23 protein-coding genes and 9 tRNA genes are annotated in these 22,027 nt (G+C 44.0%); 9 read left to right on the forward strand and 23 right to left on the reverse strand.

Annotation, left to right across the window (positions count from 1 at the left end; translation table 11 throughout):
* Positions 1–171 precede the first annotated feature (171 nt).
* The 3 genes from MHN00_RS14855 (at position 172) to MHN00_RS14865 (ending at position 2,111) form a co-directional block, all read left to right on the forward strand.
* Entirely contained in the window at positions 172–1,371 is a 1,200-nt protein-coding gene (locus MHN00_RS14855; protein ID WP_239301598.1) for an FAD-dependent monooxygenase, read from the forward strand.
* Complete coding sequence (locus tag MHN00_RS14860; protein WP_014948996.1) at positions 1,371–1,547, forward strand: hypothetical protein; 177 nt, start codon at positions 1,371–1,373, stop codon at positions 1,545–1,547. The genes MHN00_RS14855 and MHN00_RS14860 overlap by 1 nt, the downstream gene beginning before the upstream one ends.
* An 81-nt stretch (positions 1,548–1,628) precedes the next feature.
* On the forward strand, positions 1,629–2,111 hold the full coding sequence (locus tag MHN00_RS14865) for a hypothetical protein (protein ID WP_239301599.1): 483 nt from the start codon (positions 1,629–1,631) through the stop codon (positions 2,109–2,111).
* A gap of 77 nt (positions 2,112–2,188) precedes the next feature.
* Here MHN00_RS14865 and MHN00_RS14870 read toward each other — a convergent pair whose 3' ends face one another.
* On the reverse strand, positions 2,189–2,779 hold the full coding sequence (locus MHN00_RS14870) for a TetR/AcrR family transcriptional regulator (protein ID WP_014976138.1): 591 nt from the start codon (positions 2,777–2,779) through the stop codon (positions 2,189–2,191).
* A 149-nt stretch (positions 2,780–2,928) separates the two neighbouring features.
* On the opposite strand from MHN00_RS14870, the gene MHN00_RS14875 reads away from it, so the two are divergent.
* The gene (locus MHN00_RS14875) at positions 2,929–3,480 is read left to right on the forward strand and encodes a carboxymuconolactone decarboxylase family protein (protein WP_069944045.1); all 552 of its coding nucleotides are present in this window, start codon (positions 2,929–2,931) and stop codon (positions 3,478–3,480) included.
* A gap of 161 nt (positions 3,481–3,641) precedes the next feature.
* On the opposite strand, the gene MHN00_RS14880 is transcribed toward MHN00_RS14875, so the two are convergent.
* Entirely contained in the window at positions 3,642–3,824 is a 183-nt protein-coding gene (locus tag MHN00_RS14880; protein WP_239301600.1) for a hypothetical protein, read from the reverse strand.
* Between the two features lie 247 nt (positions 3,825–4,071).
* On the opposite strand from MHN00_RS14880, the gene MHN00_RS14885 reads away from it, so the two are divergent.
* Both MHN00_RS14885 and MHN00_RS14890 read left to right on the forward strand, forming a co-directional pair.
* A complete protein-coding gene (locus MHN00_RS14885) occupies positions 4,072–4,242 on the forward strand; it encodes a hypothetical protein (RefSeq protein ID WP_014949001.1) in 171 nt (56 codons plus the stop codon).
* A gap of 592 nt (positions 4,243–4,834) precedes the next feature.
* The gene (locus MHN00_RS14890) at positions 4,835–7,399 is read left to right on the forward strand and encodes a TonB-dependent receptor (RefSeq protein ID WP_239301601.1); all 2,565 of its coding nucleotides are present in this window, start codon (positions 4,835–4,837) and stop codon (positions 7,397–7,399) included.
* A 69-nt stretch (positions 7,400–7,468) separates the two neighbouring features.
* On the opposite strand, the gene MHN00_RS14895 is transcribed toward MHN00_RS14890, so the two are convergent.
* On the reverse strand, positions 7,469–8,026 hold the full coding sequence (locus tag MHN00_RS14895) for an acyl-CoA thioesterase (protein WP_014976142.1): 558 nt from the start codon (positions 8,024–8,026) through the stop codon (positions 7,469–7,471).
* Between the two features lie 92 nt (positions 8,027–8,118).
* On the opposite strand from MHN00_RS14895, the gene MHN00_RS14900 reads away from it, so the two are divergent.
* A complete protein-coding gene (locus MHN00_RS14900) occupies positions 8,119–8,742 on the forward strand; it encodes a flavin reductase family protein (protein ID WP_083605851.1) in 624 nt (207 codons plus the stop codon).
* Between the two features lie 11 nt (positions 8,743–8,753).
* Here the strand turns inward: MHN00_RS14900 and MHN00_RS14905 are convergent, their stop codons facing one another.
* Positions 8,754–9,098 (reverse strand): helix-turn-helix domain-containing protein, encoded by a 345-nt coding sequence (locus MHN00_RS14905; RefSeq protein WP_039216240.1) that lies wholly within the window; start codon positions 9,096–9,098, stop codon positions 8,754–8,756.
* 105 nt (positions 9,099–9,203) lie between these two features.
* Between MHN00_RS14905 and MHN00_RS14910 the strand changes: the two genes are divergently transcribed.
* Both MHN00_RS14910 and MHN00_RS14915 read left to right on the forward strand, forming a co-directional pair.
* On the forward strand, positions 9,204–9,998 hold the full coding sequence (locus tag MHN00_RS14910; RefSeq protein ID WP_052235371.1) for an SDR family oxidoreductase: 795 nt from the start codon (positions 9,204–9,206) through the stop codon (positions 9,996–9,998).
* 115 nt (positions 9,999–10,113) lie between these two features.
* Positions 10,114–10,770, forward strand: a complete 657-nt coding sequence (locus tag MHN00_RS14915) for a cupin domain-containing protein (RefSeq protein ID WP_075176657.1) — start codon at positions 10,114–10,116, stop codon at positions 10,768–10,770.
* A gap of 157 nt (positions 10,771–10,927) precedes the next feature.
* Here the strand turns inward: MHN00_RS14915 and MHN00_RS14920 are convergent, their stop codons facing one another.
* The 19 genes from MHN00_RS14920 to lolB all read right to left on the reverse strand — a co-directional run bounded on the left by MHN00_RS14920 (position 10,928) and on the right by lolB (position 21,911).
* Complete coding sequence (locus MHN00_RS14920; RefSeq protein WP_014949007.1) at positions 10,928–12,334, reverse strand: alanine/glycine:cation symporter family protein; 1,407 nt, start codon at positions 12,332–12,334, stop codon at positions 10,928–10,930.
* A 320-nt stretch (positions 12,335–12,654) separates the two neighbouring features.
* Positions 12,655–12,730: transfer RNA gene (locus tag MHN00_RS14925), tRNA-Gln, on the reverse strand.
* A gap of 4 nt (positions 12,731–12,734) precedes the next feature.
* A tRNA-Leu gene (locus MHN00_RS14930) sits at positions 12,735–12,819 on the reverse strand.
* A gap of 34 nt (positions 12,820–12,853) precedes the next feature.
* A tRNA-Met gene (locus MHN00_RS14935) sits at positions 12,854–12,930 on the reverse strand.
* Positions 12,931–12,982: 52 nt separating this feature from the next.
* Positions 12,983–13,058 (reverse strand) — tRNA-Gln (locus tag MHN00_RS14940).
* A gap of 2 nt (positions 13,059–13,060) precedes the next feature.
* Positions 13,061–13,145 (reverse strand) — tRNA-Leu (locus tag MHN00_RS14945).
* A gap of 34 nt (positions 13,146–13,179) precedes the next feature.
* A tRNA-Gln gene (locus MHN00_RS14950) sits at positions 13,180–13,255 on the reverse strand.
* A gap of 4 nt (positions 13,256–13,259) precedes the next feature.
* Positions 13,260–13,344 (reverse strand) — tRNA-Leu (locus MHN00_RS14955).
* 35 nt (positions 13,345–13,379) lie between these two features.
* Positions 13,380–13,456, reverse strand: a tRNA-Met gene (locus MHN00_RS14960).
* 171 nt (positions 13,457–13,627) lie between these two features.
* Positions 13,628–14,470, reverse strand: coding sequence for a peptidylprolyl isomerase (locus MHN00_RS14965; protein ID WP_239301603.1), 843 nt, complete (start codon positions 14,468–14,470; stop codon positions 13,628–13,630).
* A 277-nt stretch (positions 14,471–14,747) separates the two neighbouring features.
* Complete coding sequence (gene ychF / locus MHN00_RS14970) at positions 14,748–15,839, reverse strand: redox-regulated ATPase YchF (RefSeq protein WP_075176301.1); 1,092 nt, start codon at positions 15,837–15,839, stop codon at positions 14,748–14,750.
* 41 nt (positions 15,840–15,880) lie between these two features.
* Positions 15,881–16,462, reverse strand: a complete 582-nt coding sequence (gene pth / locus MHN00_RS14975) for an aminoacyl-tRNA hydrolase (protein ID WP_039225631.1) — start codon at positions 16,460–16,462, stop codon at positions 15,881–15,883.
* Positions 16,463–16,467: 5 nt separating this feature from the next.
* The gene (locus MHN00_RS14980) at positions 16,468–17,100 is read right to left on the reverse strand and encodes a 50S ribosomal protein L25/general stress protein Ctc (RefSeq protein ID WP_014976150.1); all 633 of its coding nucleotides are present in this window, start codon (positions 17,098–17,100) and stop codon (positions 16,468–16,470) included.
* Positions 17,101–17,464: 364 nt separating this feature from the next.
* Entirely contained in the window at positions 17,465–18,466 is a 1,002-nt protein-coding gene (locus MHN00_RS14985) for an NAD(P)-dependent alcohol dehydrogenase (RefSeq protein ID WP_239301605.1), read from the reverse strand.
* 124 nt (positions 18,467–18,590) lie between these two features.
* Entirely contained in the window at positions 18,591–19,073 is a 483-nt protein-coding gene (locus tag MHN00_RS14990) for a ribose-phosphate pyrophosphokinase (RefSeq protein WP_239301607.1), read from the reverse strand.
* Positions 19,074–19,328: 255 nt separating this feature from the next.
* On the reverse strand, positions 19,329–20,276 hold the full coding sequence (locus MHN00_RS14995; RefSeq protein WP_014949014.1) for a ribose-phosphate pyrophosphokinase: 948 nt from the start codon (positions 20,274–20,276) through the stop codon (positions 19,329–19,331).
* 33 nt (positions 20,277–20,309) lie between these two features.
* Positions 20,310–20,385 (reverse strand) — tRNA-Gln (locus tag MHN00_RS15000).
* Between the two features lie 33 nt (positions 20,386–20,418).
* Complete coding sequence (gene ispE / locus MHN00_RS15005) at positions 20,419–21,285, reverse strand: 4-(cytidine 5'-diphospho)-2-C-methyl-D-erythritol kinase (protein WP_239301624.1); 867 nt, start codon at positions 21,283–21,285, stop codon at positions 20,419–20,421.
* Complete coding sequence (gene lolB / locus MHN00_RS15010; RefSeq protein ID WP_131138404.1) at positions 21,285–21,911, reverse strand: lipoprotein insertase outer membrane protein LolB; 627 nt, start codon at positions 21,909–21,911, stop codon at positions 21,285–21,287. Before lolB ends, ispE begins: the two co-directional genes overlap by 1 nt.
* Positions 21,912–22,027 lie beyond the last annotated feature (116 nt).

The following is a 22,027-nucleotide window of genomic DNA, read 5'->3' on the forward strand; positions in this document are numbered from 1 at the left end:
TTACAGGAAGATGTTCAAAATAGCCGCATATTTTACCTGTTATGCAAGCATATTCCCAGTATCTTGAGACGATTCGTTAAGAATTGATCTAGGGCAAGCCAGTTCCACGTTTTACTTCACAGCGCTTTGTGTTTTAAGACATAATGCAAGTGCGTGTTTTAAGGAGAGTAAATGGTCGATTTTTGTATAAATGGCGGCGGTATGGTAGGTGCTGCACTTGCGTTGGGACTTGCTCAGCAGCAGTTTAAGGTAGCAGTGATAGAACCGTATCTACCAGCACCTTTTAACGCTGAGAAGGGGCCTGACTTAAGGGTTTCAGCCATCAGCGAAGCATCGGTAACGCTGTTAAAAGCCCTTGGCGCTTGGGAACACATAGCCGCCATGCGTGTTAAACCTTACACAGGCCTAAGCGTGTGGGACGACCCAGCCCATCGAACAGACTTTACCGCACAAAGTATCGACATGCCCCAATTGGGCTTTTTTGTGGAAAACCGATTGTTGCAGCTAGGATGCCACCACGCATTAAAGCAGTTTGACAATGTTGAGCTCATTACCGGACAAACGGTGCAAGATATTCAATTAACGAATACGGCTAAGGTCAGCCTTTCGAATGGCAGAACCATTGAAGCGAGCTGGCTTGTTGGCGCAGATGGCGCAAACTCTCAGGTGAGAAAGGCGGCGGGCATTGGCACTACAGGTTGGCAATATGCGCAGCAGGCGATGGGGATCACTATAAAGATGGAGAACGCCGTTGAAACTGTAACCTGGCAGCAGTTTACATCGAGCGGCCCTAAAGCCTTTTTACCCATGTTTGATAACTACGCCTCGCTCGTTTGGTATGACTCGCCTGACGAACTCAAACGGATTAAAAGTTTAAAAGCGAGCCAACTTGAAAGTGAAATTCTTAAAACGTTTCCCGATGAATTGACCAGAAATGGCAATCGCTTTTCAGTTATTGATAAAGCGATTTTTCCGCTTACCCGTTCTCATGCTAATCAATACGTTAAAGGCAGATGTGTGTTAGTTGGTGATGCAGCACACACTATTAATCCGCTTGCCGGACAGGGTGTTAATTTAGGTTTTAAAGATGTAGAAACCTTTCTTTCTGTGTGTGCTGAATTCAAGCCATTCGGTAGCGACAACGCATTGTCGCTAACCGATAAAGTATTTTCTCAAAGGCTTATCAGCAATTATGAAAAGCCACGAAAGCGAGATAATTTGGTGATGATGACGGCAATGGATGGGTTTTATACCTTGTTTAGCAATGACGTTGCCCCCATAAAATGGATAAGAAACCAGCTTCTTTCTGTGGCGCAGCGCATAGAGCCTGCAAAACAAGAAGTGCTCAAATATGCGATAGGGTTACGATAATGGAAGTGTTAATTTTACTGGCGGTGTTATTTGGTGCGCTAGCATTGATTATACCGCTAATAGAACGCTCTAAAATGCGAATCAGTAATGAGGATGCTGCGAAATGGGCTAAGTGGATTTGGCCCTTAATGGGGATTTTGCTTATCGCCCAGTTGTTGCGGTTACTGTTCTCTTAGCTGCTGCTTAGGTTTAAAAAGTCACAAAATCTAGCCACTTGCCGAACTCAAATCAATTCACTTTTTCAAAGGTTCAAAGGAATGACCGTACAATTTTCGCAAGGGTTCTCCAATCAATGTCCGTGGGTTAATCTAAAAGGCTATAGCCTTTATTATATTTGGCAAGGGCATCCAGCAGACGAAGGCGAAAAACACTTTTATCAGTTGAAGAGTAAACCTGACCCTGAAAAGGTTGGGGTGATGTCTGCCTGCTGGGATGGCTATGCAGGCAGTTATCAGTTAAGTGCTGAAGGAAGCCTTATTCTCACTCGGTTTCATTACTTCCTCCCCAACGGATTGGGGGAGTCCGATGCCTTACTTGAGGAGTTACACGGCGACTTTTACTTAGAATTTAGAACCCACTTTGAAGGCGATCAGCTATATGTACCGTTTGCTGATGGTAAAGTGACTGTTGACCAGGAACAGTGGGTTGAGGTAAAGCGAGCCTACGTTAATCTGAAAACGGACAAAAATGGTTTTTCCACTTGGTTTAATCGGTTCATTCCGAGCCGCTTAGTTAAGTAAACCAGGGCTCATCCAACTGGTTTCACGGCAATTTTCATGAAATGCATTGCGTCAGTTTTTGTAAGCCTTCATCTACATTAATGTGTTTGTTGTGGCCATTGTCCTTTCAAATCGATAATGACTTTGTCTATCATCTTAATAGTTGTTTGATTATCGTCTTGCAGTAAGGCAAACGCTCGTAAGCCAACGAACTGATTTTGAAGCCACTCTGCGGCTGTTGACGTTGGCGTATGTTCAGGCAGCTCACCTTTTTCGATACAGGCTTCAATAATATTTCTAAAACCAGCCTTAAGGGTTTGCATGCTCTCAAGTACAGCTTTTTTGGCAATATCACCAATGAGTTCTAATTCTGCAATAGACTTAACCAACAAGCACTGGCGCATGTAGCGTTGCTCGTCGGGGCCAGTTAATGCTGTTTCAAAAAAGTGGTAAAGAGCGTCTAAAGGTGATTGAGCTTCTGTGACTTGCTTTAAACGTTTTGCACTGTTGTCTGCATAATGCTCAACAACAAGTTTGAATAAACCTTCTTTGCTTTGAAAACGCGCATAAATACTACCGGGGCGCATATCCAATGCCTGCTGAATATCACGCATGCCAGCCGCCTGAAAGCCTCGTTGCCAAAAAAGCGTAGTGGCTTTTTCTATAATCTCATCGTGGTCATATTTCATCGCTGCATACCTTATACGTGAATATTTTGAACATATGTTCAATTATCGCTTGAACGATCGTTCAAGTAAACCTATTATTATTGGCATACGAGTTGTGAGTAGCGCAAAGCGTTGCTTGCAGTTTTTGATCACATCAATAGGAGAGTGACATGAGCGATTTTACTTTACACACGAAAGAGAGTGCGCCAGAAGCAGCGAAGCCTTTACTTGATAATTCGCAAGCAGCATTTGGAATGATTCCAAATCTACATGCAGTAATGGCAGAAGCGCCGACTTTGCTTGAAGGCTATCAAGTGCTGCATAAACTAGCGCAAGAAACATCGTTCAATGCAGAAGAGTTAACGGTGGTTTGGCAGGCAGTGAATGTAGAGCACGCATGTCATTACTGCGTTCCAGCGCATACGGGTATTGCGAAGAGTATGAAAGTGCGCGATGACCTAATTGAAGAGTTGCGAAACGATGAAACACTGTCTGACAGCAAATTGAATACGCTTAAAGAAACTGTGCTGGCTTTAACTCGCGGGCGAGGTAATGTTGATAATGCGCAGCTTGACGCATTTTACAGTGCTGGATACAAGCATCAGCAATTGTTAGAAATCATACTTATATTGGCGCAAAAAGTGATGAGTAATTATACCAATCATTTGGCCGATACGCCTGTAGACGAACCTTTCAAAAAATTTGATTGGTCGCCTAAATAATCATTTGATAGCTCTTTTAAAACGGAAGCAAGGCTTCCGTTTTTTGTTTCTGGCTCAAACGCTTGCGAGCAATCTCGCAAAAACTGAATAGCAGTAGGCTACACAGTGTGTAGATAAAAAGCGCAAACAGCATTTTTCTATTCCTATTCAAAATACGACTATTAAGACGCTAAGGGCAGCTGCGGGCTTAATTCTTCTACGGTTTCCATTGCAACTAACTCTTCGTATCCCTTTTGCTGCAACAGTGTTTTCAAATCATCGCAATTGCTGCATTTATTTTGTTTAGCGATAGCCACTGCTTCGATGAAACACGATAGGAGAGTTATAGATTGTGTTTGTGTCATGGTCTACTTCACTTTTGATTTTACGTAAGTTCGTTGTTTCCATTTTTATTGGAATTACTTTGGCTTAGCCTGAAGTCACTAATGTGACGCTAGCATTACGCTTTTATGAAAAATAAGGGTGAAAAGTTCAAAATACCTTGAAATGTATATACATAGGCTATACATTTTGTATTCGAATAATGTGGTAGTACTTGCAGATTCTCATAGAACGACATACTGCACGTATTGGTATTTGCAAGGATTTAAGGTGTCTGAAAAAAACAATAAAAAGAAGAAAAAGAATAGTCAGATGATTATTCGAATCAACGACGAAGAGCGTGCCCAGTTTATCGCGTTATGCGAAGACCTAGACACTTCTGCTGCTCGTGAAGTTAGACACTTTATTCGAGAATTTATTGCCAAACACGGCGATCAATAGCGGCTTTGCTAAACGTTATGTGAGTGAAGCGAACACTACAAATAAAGATAAGGATTTACATCATGGCTAAGAAAAAAGAGTTAAAAAAAGCGATTAAAGCAACTAAGGCAAAAATTTCTAAGCAAGAAGGAAAGCTGAAAAAGCTTAAGAAGAAGCTTAAAAAAGCATAAGCGCCTATTTGGCGCTCATTAGTGCAAATTTAGTATGAAAAGCGCTCTGAACGGAGCGCTTTTTCTGTTTCATGTACTCTAGTCCAAATTACCTTTTGTGAAGGAGGTATCTTCCTACTGCCTCTTACCACCAGTGCAATAGATGATTCCGTCGCTTCATCTTCAAAATTCCGCCTGTCGTCGATATTAAGGATTTATTACAACTTTAGTATTGTGCGAGCGAATCTTTTTGTGATTTACTCAGCCTTCAAGCACCGCGTGCTTTTCATCTCTAATAATAATAAGTCTGATCAGACAATCTGGCGTTTAGCAGTACCCCAACAACAGAAAGAAGATATTGTATTTCAACGCGTTTTTGATTCAAGAAATACAAAACTACACACTTCGAAAAGTAAAATTTAAAAGAATTCAGGAACAACACAATGCAACAGGCAAAATTTAACGCTTCTGCTTTCAAGCTTTCCCTCATTGCTTCTGCAATTGCAGGAATGGCTTTTTCTTCTTCGTCAGTGCTTGCACAGGAGCAAGCTTCTGTTGATGAGCAAGATGTTGAGCAAATCCAAATTGTAGGTTCACGTCGCGTTGGTCGCACCATCAATGACTCCCCTGTACCTATCGACATTATCGATGCTTCATCTATAGAAGCAACGGGGCTCACTGAAACCAACATGATCTTAAACCAGTTACTGCCTAGCTTTAACTTCCCTCAGCCATCTATTACCGATGGCACCGACCACGTACGACCAGCGCAGCTGCGTGGTTTAGCACCAGACCACACGCTGGTATTAGTTAATGGTAAGCGTCGTCATACCTCTGCGCTTCTTAATTTAAATGGTTCGGTGGGGCGTGGCTCTTCAGCGGTAGATTTAAACGCTATCCCGGCTAATGCGATTAAGCGTATTGAGGTGTTGCGTGACGGTGCTGCGGCTCAGTACGGCTCAGACGCCATTGCCGGTGTTATTAATATTGTTTTGAAAGATGCTGCCGAAGGCGGTGAAGTGTCGGCAACGTATGGTGCTAATGTTACAACAATGGACGGTGTGCCTAACCTTGAAGGTGTGAGTGTTGGTGCTGACGGTAATTTAGCATTCGCTGAAGGAAGCGACAGAGACGTAACCGATGGACAAACCTTTACCCTTCGCGGCAACGTAGGCTTCGAATGGGGAGACGACGGCTTTGTTAACGTATCAGGTGAATACCGCGACCGTGGACAGGCGAACCGTTCGGACTACGACCAGCGAGAAAACTATGCGCGAGACGCGGACGGCAACCTAGACCCTCGTGAGCTTACGGTCAACCGCTACAATCACGTTTACGGAAATGGTGAGGTAGAAGATTACGCCTTGTTCATAAACGCGGGCAAAGCCCTTACTGATAGCGTTGAGTTTTATACTACCGCAGGCTACAGCACTCGTGATTCGGTAGGCGGAGGCTTTTACCGTCGAGCTCAAGATTCACGAAACGTAGTTGAAATTTATCCAGACGGATTCCTACCTTCTATTCAAACTGACATAACCGATATGTCGCTGCTTGCTGGTATTAAGGGCTATGGCGATGTGTGGAATTACGACTTGTCCGTAACACATGGTGGTAATGAGCTTGAGTATGGTGTTATCAACACCCTAAACACGTCTTTAGGTCCAACGAGTCAAACTGAGTTTGACGCGGGTACGCTAGAATACAACACCACAATTGTGAATGCTGACGCGTCACGTTTGGTAGATACCGGGTATTTCTACAGCGAAATGAACTTCGCCATGGGCGCAGAATATCGTCATGAGAGCTATGAGATAACTGCAGGTGAAGAAGGGTCTTACATACAAGGTACGTTTGGACCTGGCGGCGTGGTAACTGACCCGGTAGACGGCCCGTATGGTGCTGCTGGTTCGCAAGTATTCCCTGGCTTTACACCAGAATCTGCAGGTGAAAACAGCCGTCATAACTATAGCTTCTATGTGGATGTAGAAGCTGACGTTGTAGAAAACTGGAACGTAGCAGTGGCAGGGCGCTATGAAGATTATTCTGACTTCGGCAGCACGTTTAATTGGAAAATGTCTCACCGTGTAACCCTGAGTGATGCATTTGCACTTCGAGCGTCAGTATCAACCGGCTTTAGAGCACCATCGCTACAACAGCAATTCTTCACCTCAATCGCGACGGTATTTGTTGATGGCGAGCCAACAGAGACGGGCACATTTGCGCCGTCAAGTGATGTTGCGCAAGCGCTGGGCAGCCCAGGTCTTGATGCAGAAGAATCGAATAACTACAGTGCAGGTTTTACCTACTCGCCAACTGCTGATTTCAACCTGACAGTAGACTTTTATCGCATTGATATCGACGATCGTATCGTGCTGTCTAACAACCTATCAGGTGAGGGTATAGAAGCACTACTTGCGGGTACGGGAGCTAATCAGGCTCGATTCTTCTTAAATGCGATAGATTCGCGTACGGAAGGTGTTGATATCGTTTCTACCTATACGCTTAATACGTCAGATTATGGTGCGTTTAACTTTAACGCAGGTGCTAACTTTAACGATAACGAGGTAACAAATGTTATCGATGCACCTGATGTGTTGCAAAATGCAGGCTTCGACCAGGCTAACTTGTTCGATGATGTTGAACTACGTCGCTTCGAAACGGCTTCGCCTGACAGCAAACTTAACTTAGGTGTTACGTGGAATTATGACCGCTACACAACAACCTTACGCACTACTCGTTATGGTGAAGTGGAAGACCCATCGTCAGTTGAAGCACGCAATGAAATCATTCCATCAGAGTGGATCACAGACCTAGACGTTCGCATTGCGTTAACAGAAGGACTTACCGTTTCTGTTGGTGCTAACAATTTGTTTGATGTGTATCCAGAAACAACCCGTGAACTTGTGGATGATGTAACTACGTTCTCGCGTTTATTCCCGTATTCAGGCTTTTCGCCTTACGGTTTTACAGGCCGTTTTGTTTACGGAAAAGTTTCGTATAGCTTCTAAATAGCACCGGTTCTTGAGTGCTGAAAGCCAGTTGATTAATACGCAACTGGCTTTTTTTGTACCTGTTACTTAGTCATTTTTCTCAAAGGTAACTACACAGCGATGTTCGTTTAAAAGCGCAAAGTCTTCTTTGGGAATAAAAGCGTCGTAATCACGTTGCAGCTTAACTTGTGCTTCTTTGCGAATTTTACTGCGGCGTATAGCCGTTACGAAATTGCGCATTTCATGGTGAGTAGATAACTCTAGCTCAGGGACTGAAACAGGTGTGCCGCTATCATCTTTGGCAACCATGGTAAAAAAGCTGTTATTGGTATGTTTGACCTCGTTGGTTTTGATATTTTCCGTAGTGACTTTTATCCCTACTACCAAGGATGTGTTTCCGACATAATGAACGGTAGCGTCGAGGTGAAGTAAGTCACCCACTTCAACAGGCTGTAAAAACTCGACGCCATCAACGGTAACGGTTACACAATAGGCCCCTGCGTGTTTACTTGCGCAGGCATAGGCGACTTTATCCATTAACGATAAAATGACACCTCCATGCACCTTACCGCCAAAATTTGCAAAAGATGGCACCATTAATTCAGTCAGTCTTGTTCTTGAAAAAGCGACATTACGTGCAGTCATAAACAATCTTTGATCTTAAGCCCTTGAAAAGCGCCGAATAAGCGTTCATATCAGTATTAGATTTACCCTACCACAAATTTTAAGGAATGGTTTTGTCACAAACGCATTTTTATCAACCAAAAGAAGGTCATGGCTTGGCTCACGATCCGTTTAACGCGATCATCGCACCGCGCCCAATCGGATGGATCTCTACAAAATCAAAAATGGGAGTGTTAAACCTTGCTCCTTACAGTTTTTTCAATGCGTTGAACTATACGCCGCCAATTATCGGCTTTTCAGTAGTAGGCAGTAAGAAAGATTCACTGGTAAACGTGCAGGAAACGGGTGAGTTTTGCTGGAATCTTGTATCGGAAGATTTGATTGATGCGATGAACACGACGAGTAAACCTCTGGCACCTGAAGAAAGTGAATTTGACCATGCAGGGCTTCAAACTGTAGAAAGTGAAGTGGTAAGCGTTCCCCGCGTTAAAGCGAGTAAGGTGAGCATGGAATGTAAGCTAACTGATGTGGTACAGCTTAAGACCGCCTCAGGTGAGGAGGTGAATAGCTGGTTTATCATGGGTGAAGTAGTGGGTGTACACATTGATAAATCACTCATAGAGAACGGCGTTTACAGCACGCTGAAAAGTGCGCCAGTTACCCGTGGTGGCGGACGAGGCGATTATTACACTATTTCCCGAGATAACTTTTTCGAAATGCTAAGACCAGAGGGATAGAGCTGGCGATGCTATCTCGATAGATTATTGAGGTCTTCTTGTAAGGCCTCTATTTGTTCTAGTACGGCTAAAAATTTATTTCCAAACTCTGTTACTTGGTATTCAACCCGAGGCGGGAGCTCGTGATACACCGTTTTTTTCAGAATACCAAATTCCGTGTTCTTCTTCAGGCATTGATTTAATACTTTGGTGCTTAGTCCGTCTACAGTACGCACCATTTCACCGGGGCGGTTAATGCCATTTGCCAAGAGTTGGTAAACGGTAAGCGACCATTTACAGCCGTAAATCGTCTCTACCATGCGCGCGCTTTCTTGAGGTGGTATTTTCCGCTCGATTTGTTTTTCTTTAAAATTCATAAAGATGTACCTAAAAGTACTTACTGAACCAAATTATACTTACTATTCATGGAGTTATCTAAGGCGTAAGGTTATCACGAATTGAAAACAGTGAGGGAATTTAAAATGTCACTTTTAAATGATTTTTGTGAAAACCGTAACGCGTTAATTGTAGGCGGTTCAAGCGGTATAGGTCTTGCCACCGCTAAGTTATTGGCGAATGAAGGTGTTAACGTTGTGCTTGTGGGCAAGAATGGTTCCAAACTGGAAGAAGCAGTGAAAGCGGTAAGTACATTCACAAATGTTTCAACCATTAGCATAAACGCTATCCAAGTTGACTTATATAAGCCTGCAGACGTACAAAAATTAATAAAGTATGTAGAAGATGCAGCTATACCTTTTCATTACTTAATAAATGCTGCAGGGTATTTTAACCCTAAGCCATTTTTACAGCATACATGCGAGGATTATGATGTTTATCATGATTTGAATAAAAGCCTATTTTTCATCACCCAAGCGGTAGCCAAAAGAATGTCTCAGCACAGTGTTGGCAGTATTGTTAATGTTGGTTCTATGTGGGCCAAGCAGGCCGTTAAGGCGACTCCTTCGTCTGCTTACTCCATGGCAAAAGCAGCGCTGCATTCACTTACTCAGCATCTGGCCATGGAACTTGCCGACGATGGCATACGTGTAAATGCAGTATCGCCAGCGGTAGTTAAAACACCTATTTACAATGCGTTCGTTCCAGAAGAGCAAACCGATGAAGTATTGGAAGGTTTCAATGCGTTTCATCCGATAGGACGTATAGGAACTCCAGAAGACGTGGCACATGGCATCCTTTATCTGTTATCAGAAAGAGCTAATTGGACTACCGGTACCGTATTAGATATTGATGGTGGTGTAATGGCAGGTAGGAACTAATAAATAGGACGTATCATTATCTTGCTTTGTCTTCATTCTAATAACACGAAGCGAGATGATGTATACGTTTATTCGGTAACAATTGCTTGCTCTAAATAAAACGAGATTATCAATGATGCTTAATATGAACTTTGATGAACGCCTAGCGATCAATACGCAAATGCAAGAGTGGCAGGCGTCACCGTCTTCTACGGTATGGCGGAAGCCTTTAGAGCGTGAAGCAAAAGAGTCTGGTCATACAACTAGCGTCGTGAAGTACGAAGCTGGCGCGAGCTTTAAGCAGCATAGTCATCCTTATGGTGAAGAAATTTTGGTGCTTGAAGGTGTGTTTTCCGATGAACACGGTGATTACCCTGCAGGCACTTACTTGCGTAACCCGCCAGGCAGTGAACATAGCCCTTTCAGTAAAGAAGGCTGTGTGATTCTGGTTAAGCTGAATCAGTTTGATAAGCGCGATTTGAGTGAAGTACGGGTAAATACAAATAAAGCACAATGGCTGCAAGGGCAGGGCGGTTTACAAGTGATGCCGCTTCACAGCTTTGAGCACGAGCATGTGGCGCTAGTTAAGTGGCCCGTGGGAGAGGTATTTAAGCCTCACAAGCATTTCGGAGGTGAAGAAATTTTTGTGCTATCGGGTACATTTAAAGACGAACATGGTGCATACCCAAAAGGCACATGGTTGCGCAATCCTCATATGAGTCAGCATCATCCTTACGTGGATGAGGAAACAATAATATGGGTGAAGACAGGGCATTTGCCAGTAGCGTTGTAGGCCTGCAGGTAAATCAAAACCAGTGTTTTACATGCGGTCAATTGCAACAAACGAAAAAGGCTAACCCGAGGTTAGCCTTTCTTTTGTTTAATCTCACTAGGTCAAAGTTAGCCTGGTAACATCTAACTTTAAAACACTCACCTAGTAAAAGCCGGACTTAATCCCAAATGCCATCTTCTGACTTACCCTGTATTTCACAGTCGCCCGCTTTGTATTCCATGTTTGCGCCACTGTCTTTTTTCTTAAAGTAGTCTTTGCTGATAGACACAATGGTAGGAGTCATCCACACAATAGCGATGATGTTAATCACCGTCATTAGGCCTAACGCCATGTCGGCCATGGCCCATACCTGAGGTAGGGCTGCCTGTGCGCCCCAGTAAATCATGCCTAAATAACCAATAGTGTAAACTGCACGGCCTATTTTGTTATCTAGCTTGAACATGTGCAGGTTACTTTCGCCATAAGCGTAGTTTGCTACTACAGATGTGAATGCAAATAAGCTGATGGCGGCTGCCACAAAGTCAGTACCGCCTTCGCCTAGGTGACTGCTCATCGCATCTTGGGTTAGGCGTATGCCTTCCATTTGATCAGAGCTTGAACCGCCAGCAAGTAAAATGATGAAGGCAGTAGACGTACATAGCACGAGTGTATCTAAGAAAACACCTAGCATTTGAATGTAACCCTGTGATACAGGGTGATTAGGGTTTGGCACAGCACTCGCCGCAGCGTGCGGTACAGAGCCGCTGCCTGCTTCGTTTGAATAAAGCCCGCGCTGAATACCATTTTTAATGGCCGCACCGAGTGCACCAGCGCCAGCTTCCTGCAAGCCAAATGCTGATTTAACGATATCGAGCAGCATGGCTGGCAGTTCGGAAATATTAATGAAGGTAATAGCCAAAGCCACAAGCACGTAGCCTATTCCCATAAAGGGCACCACAAACTCGGCAAAGCGCGCAATGCTTTTAAGGCCTCCCACGACGATTAAGGCTGCCAATGCAATAATGGCTAGGCCTACATATTCTGTGGGGAAAGAGTACGCATTGTTTAATGCATCGGTAATAGTATTGGCTTGAACGGCGCTAAAGACAAAGCCGTAGCCAAAGAACAAACATAGAGAAAATGCGACTGCAAGCCAGGTTTTATTCAAACCTTGCTTGATATAATAAGCGGGACCGCCACGGAACTCGCCGTTTTCGTCACGGACTTTATATAGCTGACCTAGTACACTTTCGGCAAAGCCAGTGGCCATACCTAAAAGGGCAATCATCCACATCCAAAAAATAGCGCCAGCACCACCTAGAGATATAGCAACCGCGACGCCAGCTAAGTTACCCGTGCCTACACGAGCCGATAAGCTGGTACACAAAGCTTGGAATGAACTTATCCCATCCTTAGTAGAAGTGTTACTGCCCTTTAGTAGGCTGAACATATGGCCAAAGTGCCTAAGCTGCACACCGCCAAGTTTAACGGTAAACCAGATACCACATGCAAGCAGCATAATGATAAGTACCTGACCGTCTCCCCAAAGAATATTGTTAACTAATGAAACGAATTCGTTTATCACGCACTTTCCTTCGTTATTGTTTTAATTATTGCTCGGCGTGTAGAAATGAACTGAACATGACAGGTGCGTTGTCAGAACAAACGCTTCGGCTTAAGCAAACTTGTATTTGCTAAACCTTGGAATAAGCCGAGCTATATCGATAAAAACCAATACTAGCACGACAATTAAATGATTGGACAATGAAAACGTACTGAAACTATGACGTTTTATGCTCGCATATAGCAAATTTATTCATTCATGGGGGGGAAGAACACATTTGCTGAACAAAACGAGAGTACAAACAAAAAAAACCGCTCAAAAGAGCGGCTTTTTCAAGAATATGGCTGGGGTAACAGGACTCGAACCTATGAATGGCGGGATCAAAACCCGCTGCCTTACCAACTTGGCTATACCCCAATATTGGTGCGGAAGGAGAGACTTGAACTCTCACGCCGTGAAGCACTGGAACCTAAATCCAGCGTGTCTACCAATTCCACCACTTCCGCAATGTAGACTTCCAATTAAGGAATGAGTAAAAGTTGGTGGCTACGGCGAGATTCGAACTTGCGACCCCATCATTATGAGTGATGTGCTCTAACCAACTGAGCTACGTAGCCTAAACTTTTATCTTCAATAAAAAGCCGCTCGATGAGCGGCTTCTCAAGAATTTGGCTGGGGTAACAGGACTCGAACCTATGAATGGCGGGATCAAAACCCGCTGCCTTACCAACTTGGCTATACCCCAAATGGTGCGGAAGGAGAGACTTGAACTCTCACGCCGTGAAGCACTGGAACCTAAATCCAGCGTGTCTACCAATTCCACCACTTCCGCGTAGACGCTAGCTATAATAGTCATTCAAAAAGAATGGCTGGGGTAACAGGACTCGAACCTATGAATGGCGGGATCAAAACCCGCTGCCTTACCAACTTGGCTATACCCCAGTCGTGGTGCGGAAGGAGAGACTTGAACTCTCACGCCGTGAAGCACTGGAACCTAAATCCAGCGTGTCTACCAATTCCACCACTTCCGCGCAGCTAAACTTTCCTAAAAGAGATAAGTGAGAATTGGTGGCTACGGCGAGATTCGAACTTGCGACCCCATCATTATGAGTGATGTGCTCTAACCAACTGAGCTACGTAGCCTTGCTATTCTCTTCCCTCTCAGGAAGTGGCGCGTATTATGCGTATATGACTGGCAACCGTCAACCCCTTTTTTACTAACTTTTTTTAAATGCTCATTAAGTGTGCGCATTAGGGCGAAATACGCGCAAAAAGCCGTGAAATTGAACAACTTGCACGAAAAAAGTTAGCTATTTACCACGCTTTGTTACTGGTTTTTGTTTGGTAATAACATACGTCAATAGGGCGCGGGCCATACGTATTGTCATGAAAAAACGGGTTATCTAAGTTTCTTCCTGTGTTTGCCCGTTTTTTATATTCTTCATGATGCGGCGTTTGTAAGAAATAAGGTGCCGCGTTGTTTGCATGCACAAAAGCCTGCTTAATTTTGCTTTCTTGCGTTATATCATCTAGAACGCCACCTCTGTCTATATTTCCTCGCGGCAACTTTTGAAGCACATCCATACCGTGCAGTACGCGACCAACGACCGACATATTTCTGTCTAAGTGTCGTGGTGCTTGCCCAATCACAATATAAAACTCCGTACTGGCTGTATCTTTCTCGCTATTGCGAGCAAACGCCACAACACCTGGGCAATGAAGTCCCCACATTTCTTTTCGGCTTTTATCAATGCCTACTGGAAAGCCATCTAAAAATCCGGTGTTAGGCGCAAACATATCCTGATTCTCAACCACGTTTACATTGCTATTAAGCGGTTGCGTAAATTCAGCGTTAATAGGTTTAAGCAGATTCGGCGGAAATTGTGATGCGTCATGCGTATCGTTGCTGCCTGCCTGTGCCACAAACCCGTCTACTACACGATAAAATGCTTGTTCGTTATAAAAGCCTGCGTCTATTAAACTTTTAAACCTGGCCACATGTTTTGGTGCAAGGGTAGGGTGAAGCGCAATAACTACATCGCCATATGCAGTTTTAAACGTCACAGTATTACTCTGAGGAACTTGATACCAACTGGCAGTGTTACTTGCTAATGCTGGTGCCTTTTCAACAGCATCGCTACTGATTTGTGAATTCACTGGATTAGTTTGAGGTTCACTGGCAAAAGAAAAATTAGCCAGGCTTAACAAGCACAACACTTTAATTGAGGTTCTTATTACAGAAAACCGTTTGGCGTGCTGTGATTTGCTGCAAGTTAAAGGGCGTGAAGCGCAAAGCTGATTAATAGTCATTACAAAAGCCGTTAGTTTTTTACTAGTTATATCAGGCCTATGTGCGCTTCACAATTATTCGCTAGAAACAAAAAAGCCACCTTGCGGTGGCTTTAGTAAACAGTGCTAATTTCTACAATAGAAATTACACGTTAAAGCGGAAGTGAATAACGTCACCGTCTTTAACAATATAGTCTTTACCTTCTAAACGCCATTTGCCTGCGTCTTTCGCACCTTGCTCGCCATTGAACTCAACGAAGTGCTCGTAGCCTACGATTTCAGCGCGAATAAAGCCTTTTTCGAAGTCGGTGTGAATTTTACCTGCCGCTTGTGGTGCAGTTGAGCCTTCAGGGAAGGTCCACGCACGTACTTCTTTTACGCCTGCAGTAAAATAGGTTTGTAGTGTAAGAAGACTGTAACCCGCACGAATTACGCGGTTAAGACCTGGTTCTTCTAGACCCATGTCTTGCATAAACTCTTCGCGTTCGTCGTCTTCAAGCTCAGCAATATCAGACTCGATTGCCGCGCACACTGCAACTACAGTGGCATTTTCGCCTGCTGCAATTTCTTTAACCTGATCAAGATACGGGTTGTTTTCAAAACCGTCTTCATTCACGTTTGCAATGTACATGGTTGGCTTAAGGGTAAGCATGTTCATGTAGCTGATTGCCGCAAGCTCTTCTTTAGTCAGCTCAAGTGAACGTAGTAACAAGCCTTCGTCTAGGTGCGGCTTAATCTTCTCAAGCACTTTCATTTCGTACTTGGCATCAGCATCGCCACCTTTGGCGCGCTTAGCAACACGGTGAAGTGCTTTTTCTGTCGTTTCTAGGTCAGCAAGTGCAAGCTCGGTGTTAATAACATCGATATCGTCTTTAGGGCTAACGCGACCTGCAACGTGAACAATGTTCTCATCGTCAAAGCAGCGTACTACGTGACCAATAGCGTCAGTCTCACGGATGTTAGCAAGGAATTTGTTTCCTAAACCTTCACCTTTAGAGGCACCTTCAACCAAGCCAGCAATGTCTACGAATTCCATGGTAGTAGGAATAACGCGCTGAGGCTTTACGATTTCAGCCAACTTGTCCAAACGAAGATCTGGCACAGGAACAACACCTGTGTTTGGCTCGATAGTACAAAACGGGAAGTTTGCCGCTTCTATACCTGCTTTAGTTAATGCATTGAAAAGTGTTGATTTACCTACGTTTGGTAGGCCAACAATACCGCATTTAAAACCCATGGTATGGATCCTTAGTTTGGAAAAGTGATAACTGGCTAGGTTTACCCTTTGTGCGAGTGTAACCTGTTTTGTGCTTGCTTAAGGTCTTCTTTCAGCAAAATTTCTGTACAGCGTACCGCTTCATCGATGGCACTTTCAATGGCTGCTTTTTCTTCTGCTGGTGGTTTTCCAAGAACATGGCCGGTAACGCGGCTTTTATGACCTGGATGACCAATACCTATGCGCAAACGCAAAAAATTCTTGTTGTTACCCATTTTAGCCACAATGTCACGCACGCCATTTTGACTAGAGCTTCCGCCCACTTTGTATTTTGCAACACCTGGGGGTAAATCTAACTCGTCAAACGCTACTAATATTTGTTCTGGTTCTATGCGGTAAAAGTTAGCCAGTGCTGCTACGGCTTGTCCACTTTTATTCATAAAGGTAGTGGGGTAGAGCAAACGGATATCTTTGCCTGCAATGGTAATGCGAGCAGTTTTACCGAAGAATTTGGTTTCTGGTTTTAGCGGGGCGTTGTAGGTGTCGGCTAGTTGGTTGAGAAACCATTCACCGGCATTGTGTCGGGTATTTTCATATTCGGGGCCTGGATTACCCAGACCCACGATAAGGCGGATATCAGCCAAGAGGATTATTCCTCAGAAGCTGCTTCTTCGCCGTCTTCTTCTGCGTCAGCCGCTTTAGGAGCAGGCTTAACAGTTACAACCGCTAGGTCGTGAGCTTCGTCGTTCTTCGCAAGTTCTACTGAAGAAACGCCAGCTGGAAGAGTTAGGTCAGAAAGGTGTAGCGTTTGACCCATTTCAACACCAGCCATGTCTACTTCGATGAACTCAGGAAGGTTCTTAGGTAGACAAGTAACTTCGATTTCAGTTACGTGGTGCTCAGCAATACCGCCAGCTTTAACAGCAGCAGATTTCTCTTCATTTACGAAGTGAAGTGGTACGTTAGTGTGAACGTCTTGACCAGCGATTACACGTTGGAAGTCAATGTGTGTGATCTTTGGCTTGAACGGGTGACGTTGCATATCTTTAACTAGAACTTCAACAACTTTACCGTCAAGGTTAATCTCAAGAACGTGAGAATAAAACGCTTCAAAGTCAGCAGAGTTGTTTACTTTGTTATGATCTAGTGTGATAGAAACTGGTGCTTCTTCACCACCGTAGATGATACCAGGAAGCTTATCTTCGCGACGTAGGCGGCGGCTCGCACCTTTCCCTAGGTCTGTACGAACAGAAGCGTCTAGTTTGAAATTTGCTTCAGACATTGTCTGTCTCCAAAAATATAAGTCTAATAATGTGGATTTTTGCGACCAAAACCCACGGTAAAATGATGTGAATTACGTTAAAAAGTAATTTTCTATGCGCAATAAAACACCAGCCCAAAATTCAAGGGCGGCGAATTCTAACACCACCTACCAAAACATACAATTACAAAGGCAGATAAAATATCCAGCTAAGCAAATGCAAGTATTTGCGTTACTCACAATAAAAGAAGCGCACCTTGGCGCTTCTATCATATTTATAGAAAAAAGCATTTTGTTAAGACTAACTTGACCGCTAATTGTCTCTTTCCAAAGGCTCAATAAGATCAACAGGCCTTAGGAACATAGCAACTTTTTACACAAGCGTTTACTTCGTCAGCACCACTCTGTAATGGGCTTTACCTTCTCTTAATCGAACAATAGCCTCATTTACGTCATCAAACTTGAAGGTTTCGGTCACAGGTTCAATATTGTGGTGTGCAGCGAAATCTAGCATGGTTTTAATGGTCGCGGGGCTTCCCACTGGCGAACCTGACACACTTTTCTGACCACCAATTAAGTTAAACGCACCAATATCTAGAGGTTCAAGGGTGGCGCCTACAAAGTGAAGCCGGCCTTTCGGTGCCAATGTAGATAGATACAAGTTCCAGTCAAGCTTTACATTTACGGTTGAAATAATTAAGTCAAACCGACCGCGCGCTTTTTTAATCTCATCTTCATCACGGCTATTAATCGTATCTGACGCACCTAGCTCTAGCACTTCCTTCTTTTTAGATTCGCTAGAAGTGAACGCTACTACCTTACATCCCCATGCATTTAAAAACTGCAGAGCGAGATGGCCCAGACCGCCAATACCAACTACACCCACTTCACTGGTTGGGCTAATACCAAACTGGACAAGAGGGTTGAAAACGGTAATACCTCCGCAAAAAAGAGGGCCTGCCTTTGTGCTATCGATAGCATCGGGAAGGGGAATAACGGCACGTGCTTGGGCGCGCACTTTATCTGCAAATCCACCGTGACGACCACCTATGGTCATCGTAGCATCGGCACACAGGTTATGATCGCCTTCTTCGCAGGTTCTACAACTATTACAGTAGCCTGAATGCCAGCCTAAACCGACACGCTGTCCCACCTTAAGTGACGTTACATGTTCACCTATTTGGCTAATTGTGCCGACAACCTCATGACCAGGCACAAAGGGATATTCTGTCATGCCCCATTCATTATCGAGCATGCTTAGGTCGCTGTGGCAGATACCACAGCTTTCAACGTCTATTTCAACGTCATGTGAGCCAAGCTTACCGGGGTCGTATTGAAACTTTTCCAGTTTTCCACCCGCTTCTTTAGCGGCATATGCATTTATCATCAATAACCGTCCTTTTAAGTGTTGCAGTGCAACATTCACGCGTACGCAAAAATTCTATAATTGCTAAATCGCTAGCTTAATTACCTTTATGAATAATTTGCTACACGCAAAGCTATATTCGCGATCATTGTGTTTGCAGGTTATCAATGACTTTACTGGTATCGAGTACTTTAACGCTTGATACTTGAAGCACCGTACCGAATTGTGTAAAGGTCATCATATCAGGTTTAGGCATACCTTTAACTTCCACAACAAGGCCGTTCTTTTGATAAGTTTCATCTAAACCATGTAGCGTATAGCGATCGCCATTTTCAGCAATAAAAGCGTAAAAACCGCCTTCGAGATCTTTATAAATAATACTGCCCTTCATGGTGACTTCACCTTTTGCATTATCTTCTACGGCTTCAGCCTGAGTAACTGGTTCGGCTACCAGTTCCTTGGGCATAGAACTCTTATCATTAGCTTGAACTGTGGAAGATTTGTCTTTCATTTCAGTTCCTTGTTTCTCAAGATCTGCTTGTTTCACTGAGTCGTCATCTCCAGAGCAGCCCGCTGTATTTAAAAGGGCAGCAATTACTGCAACAAGGCATAGTGTTTTTGTTTTCATTTTATGTCCTTAATATTAGTTTTAACGCACAACAATTCTTAACGTTAAACCTAAAATTGATGAAAAGAAAGTCACATTAACGAGTCGGAAAACGGCAATAAAGTATATTTAAGGCGTAAACGGAATGTGTTTGGCTTGATGTACTGTTCTTATTCTTAAGGCGATGTTCGCTTTCAAAGAAAAAAGAAAGGTAAAAAAAGAGCCGGCGCCACTTACATGGGCCAGCTCTTTGGTAGGAGTAACAATATTTAAATTTTAGTATTCAAACATTGCTGAAATAGACTCTTCGTTGCTGATACGACGAATAGTTTCTGCAAGCATCTCAGATAAAGTAAGCTGTTTTACTTTTCCAATTTGCTTCATCTCTGCACTTAGTGGGATAGAGTCGGTAACGATAATTTCGTCAATAACAGACTCTTTAAGATTGTTTGCAGCGTTGCCTGAAAAGATAGCGTGAGTCGCGTAAGCATAAACACGGCGCGCGCCATGTGCTTTAAGTGCTTCGGCTGCTTTTGCAAGCGTACCGCCTGTATCAATCATGTCATCGACAATGATGCAGTCTCTGTCTTTTACGTCACCAATGATGTTCATTACCTGAGCCACGTTCGCTTTAGGGCGACGCTTATCGATAATGGCAAGGTCGGTGTCGTTAAGTAGTTTCGCAGTAGCACGTGCACGTACAACACCGCCAATGTCAGGAGAAACGACTACAGGGTCGGCAAAATCACGTCTTACCATGTCAGCAAGAAGGATAGGAGTACCGAATGCGTTATCCACCGGAACATCAAAGAAACCTTGAATCTGTTCGGCGTGTAGGTCGATAGTAAGTACGCGGTCAACACCAACGTTAGACAGGAAGTCAGCCACTACTTTCGCAGTAATTGGCACCCTAGCTGAACGAACACGACGGTCTTGGCGTGCATAACCAAAGTAAGGAATTACTGCTGTAATACGACCAGCTGATGCGCGACGTAGTGCGTCGATCATCACAATAAGTTCCATAAGGTTATCGTTAGTAGGCGCACACGTAGACTGGATAATAAAAACGTCCGAGCCACGGACGTTTTCATGAATTTCTACGCTGATTTCACCGTCACTGAAACGGCCAACTTTGGCATTTCCAAGTTTGGTGTAGAGGCGATCGGCAACTTTCTGGGCAAGTTCTGGTACGGCATTACCTGCAAAGAGCTTCATATCTGGCACAAGTGGTTCCTCAGTGCGTTGATAAAAGAGGTTTGGCTGGGGTAGCAGGACTCGAACCTACGAATGGCGGGATCAAAACCCGCTGCCTTACCAACTTGGCTATACCCCAATTTTTAAGTTCTTGTCCGATGTGGCGTACACGCTATCTTTGTTGTTCTAATTTATCTAATAGTGGTGAGCGATTCACACCTTTTGCGACAAAACTCTGCCAAGTTTCAGGCATTTGAGCCCTAACTTGTTCGGCTAAAGTGTAGTCAGAAAAAGTGGCAAACACGCATGCACCTGTGCCCGTCATTCGCGACGGTGCGTAGTGTACCAACCACTGTAATAATTTTGCAACTTCAGGATAGCGATTCGCGACTAATTGCTGACAATCATTCCAAGTTTTTTCAAATTTATAGTCTTCCCAACGTATCGCAGGTGTATTTCTGGGCAAATCCGGCGAGGTGAACACTTCTGCTGTACTGACATGAACATTTGGGTTCGCTACAAGAAAATACTGTTCTTTTTGGGGAGCTGGCGTTATGTCTTCTCCAACGCCTCCTGCAAATGCTGTTAGACCTCGCACAAAAATAGGTACGTCAGCGCCTAAAGATAACCCAAGCTCAGCCAGTTCATCTTCACTTAGCCCTGTGTTCCAAAGGTGATTAAGCGCCACTAACGTGGTGGCTGCATTCGAAGAACCCCCGCCAATGCCGCCCCCCATAGGAAGGCGCTTGTCTAACGAAATAACGGCACCTTCATTACATTTTGTTTTTGTTGCCAGCAGCCGCGCTGCTTTTACAATTAAATTGTGATCGTCCGGAACCCCATCCAGTGGGGTTTCCATGCGAATCGTTGTGTCGTCTGTACTTATGTCAAAGGCGAGTGCATCGCCGTAATCTAGCATTTGAAACAGACTTTGAAGCTGGTGATAGCCGTTGTCGTAGCGGCCAAGTATATGCAAGAAAAGATTCAGTTTAGCGGGGGAAGGCCACCAATCTTTATGTTCTGAAACAGATGAGTTCACTACAGAGTCCACTGATAAATTTTAATTTTAAGCTGAGTATTAGGCATGTCCGGCGTTTCATTCTGGGTAAGCGTTATGCTGTGAGGCAACCATACAGATGTGCCATCATCTAGTTCAACACTACCGTAATTACCATAAGCAACTTGCCAATTGCGGCAACCTCGGCAATAGCTTTCAAGGGTATTAACCAATCCTTTTTCAGTTAGGGTGAATTTATCACCGTCCAGCGGTAGTCCTTTTACCCAAGACAACAGTGATTCCACCGGAATGACCATTCCCGTAATCTGATAAATAAGTGGTTCTGGTAAAGCATCAACGTACGTTTCACCGTCAGCCTCTAATACCGACTGCTGCTGGGTAACATTAAGGTTTACCAGACTTACCCCTAAAAAATTGGTTAATCGAAAATCAAAATCACCGGAATCGTTTTTCCAGACTAAATTAAGGCTGGCCGCTTCCTTTCCTTGGCGAAATGCAATTTTTCCGCGCATTTGCCACTGATGTACTTCAGCAACTTTTTCAAGTTGGGCCGTGAGGTTTACCGCGTTTTCTGGGCCTTTGGGAGCGGTTGTGCATGCGCTCAGTACGAAGCAGAGAAACAACAGTAGGGAAATAAAGCGAATCATTAAGGCGCGTTACCTGTATAAAAATAAAACACATTTAATTGTGACATTATGGGAACACAGTTTCACCAACACTTTCAATCATTTTGGGTTTTTCGTACAATGCCGCTCCGACGTTG

This window comes from Alteromonas sp. Cnat2-8, assembly GCF_022348355.1.
In the GTDB taxonomy this organism is placed as follows: Bacteria; Pseudomonadota; Gammaproteobacteria; order Enterobacterales; family Alteromonadaceae; genus Alteromonas; species Alteromonas macleodii.

Coding starts and splice junctions, on each gene's coding strand:
- MHN00_RS14855 (WP_239301598.1), top strand. CDS start 172: ATGGTCGATTTTTGTATAAATGGCGGCGGTATGGTAGGTGCTGCACTT.
- MHN00_RS14860 (WP_014948996.1), top strand. CDS start 1,371: ATGGAAGTGTTAATTTTACTGGCGGTGTTATTTGGTGCGCTAGCATTG.
- MHN00_RS14865 (WP_239301599.1), top strand. CDS start 1,629: ATGACCGTACAATTTTCGCAAGGGTTCTCCAATCAATGTCCGTGGGTT.
- MHN00_RS14870 (WP_014976138.1), bottom strand. CDS start 2,779: ATGAAATATGACCACGATGAGATTATAGAAAAAGCCACTACGCTTTTT.
- MHN00_RS14875 (WP_069944045.1), top strand. CDS start 2,929: ATGAGCGATTTTACTTTACACACGAAAGAGAGTGCGCCAGAAGCAGCG.
- MHN00_RS14880 (WP_239301600.1), bottom strand. CDS start 3,824: ATGACACAAACACAATCTATAACTCTCCTATCGTGTTTCATCGAAGCA.
- MHN00_RS14890 (WP_239301601.1), top strand. CDS start 4,835: ATGCAACAGGCAAAATTTAACGCTTCTGCTTTCAAGCTTTCCCTCATT.
- MHN00_RS14895 (WP_014976142.1), bottom strand. CDS start 8,026: ATGACTGCACGTAATGTCGCTTTTTCAAGAACAAGACTGACTGAATTA.
- MHN00_RS14905 (WP_039216240.1), bottom strand. CDS start 9,098: ATGAATTTTAAAGAAAAACAAATCGAGCGGAAAATACCACCTCAAGAA.
- MHN00_RS14910 (WP_052235371.1), top strand. CDS start 9,204: ATGTCACTTTTAAATGATTTTTGTGAAAACCGTAACGCGTTAATTGTA.
- MHN00_RS14915 (WP_075176657.1), top strand. CDS start 10,114: ATGCTTAATATGAACTTTGATGAACGCCTAGCGATCAATACGCAAATG.
- ychF (WP_075176301.1), bottom strand. CDS start 15,839: ATGGGTTTTAAATGCGGTATTGTTGGCCTACCAAACGTAGGTAAATCA.
- MHN00_RS14980 (WP_014976150.1), bottom strand. CDS start 17,100: ATGTCTGAAGCAAATTTCAAACTAGACGCTTCTGTTCGTACAGACCTA.
- MHN00_RS14985 (WP_239301605.1), bottom strand. CDS start 18,466: ATGATAAATGCATATGCCGCTAAAGAAGCGGGTGGAAAACTGGAAAAG.
- MHN00_RS14990 (WP_239301607.1), bottom strand. CDS start 19,073: ATGAAAACAAAAACACTATGCCTTGTTGCAGTAATTGCTGCCCTTTTA.
- lolB (WP_131138404.1), bottom strand. CDS start 21,911: ATGATTCGCTTTATTTCCCTACTGTTGTTTCTCTGCTTCGTACTGAGC.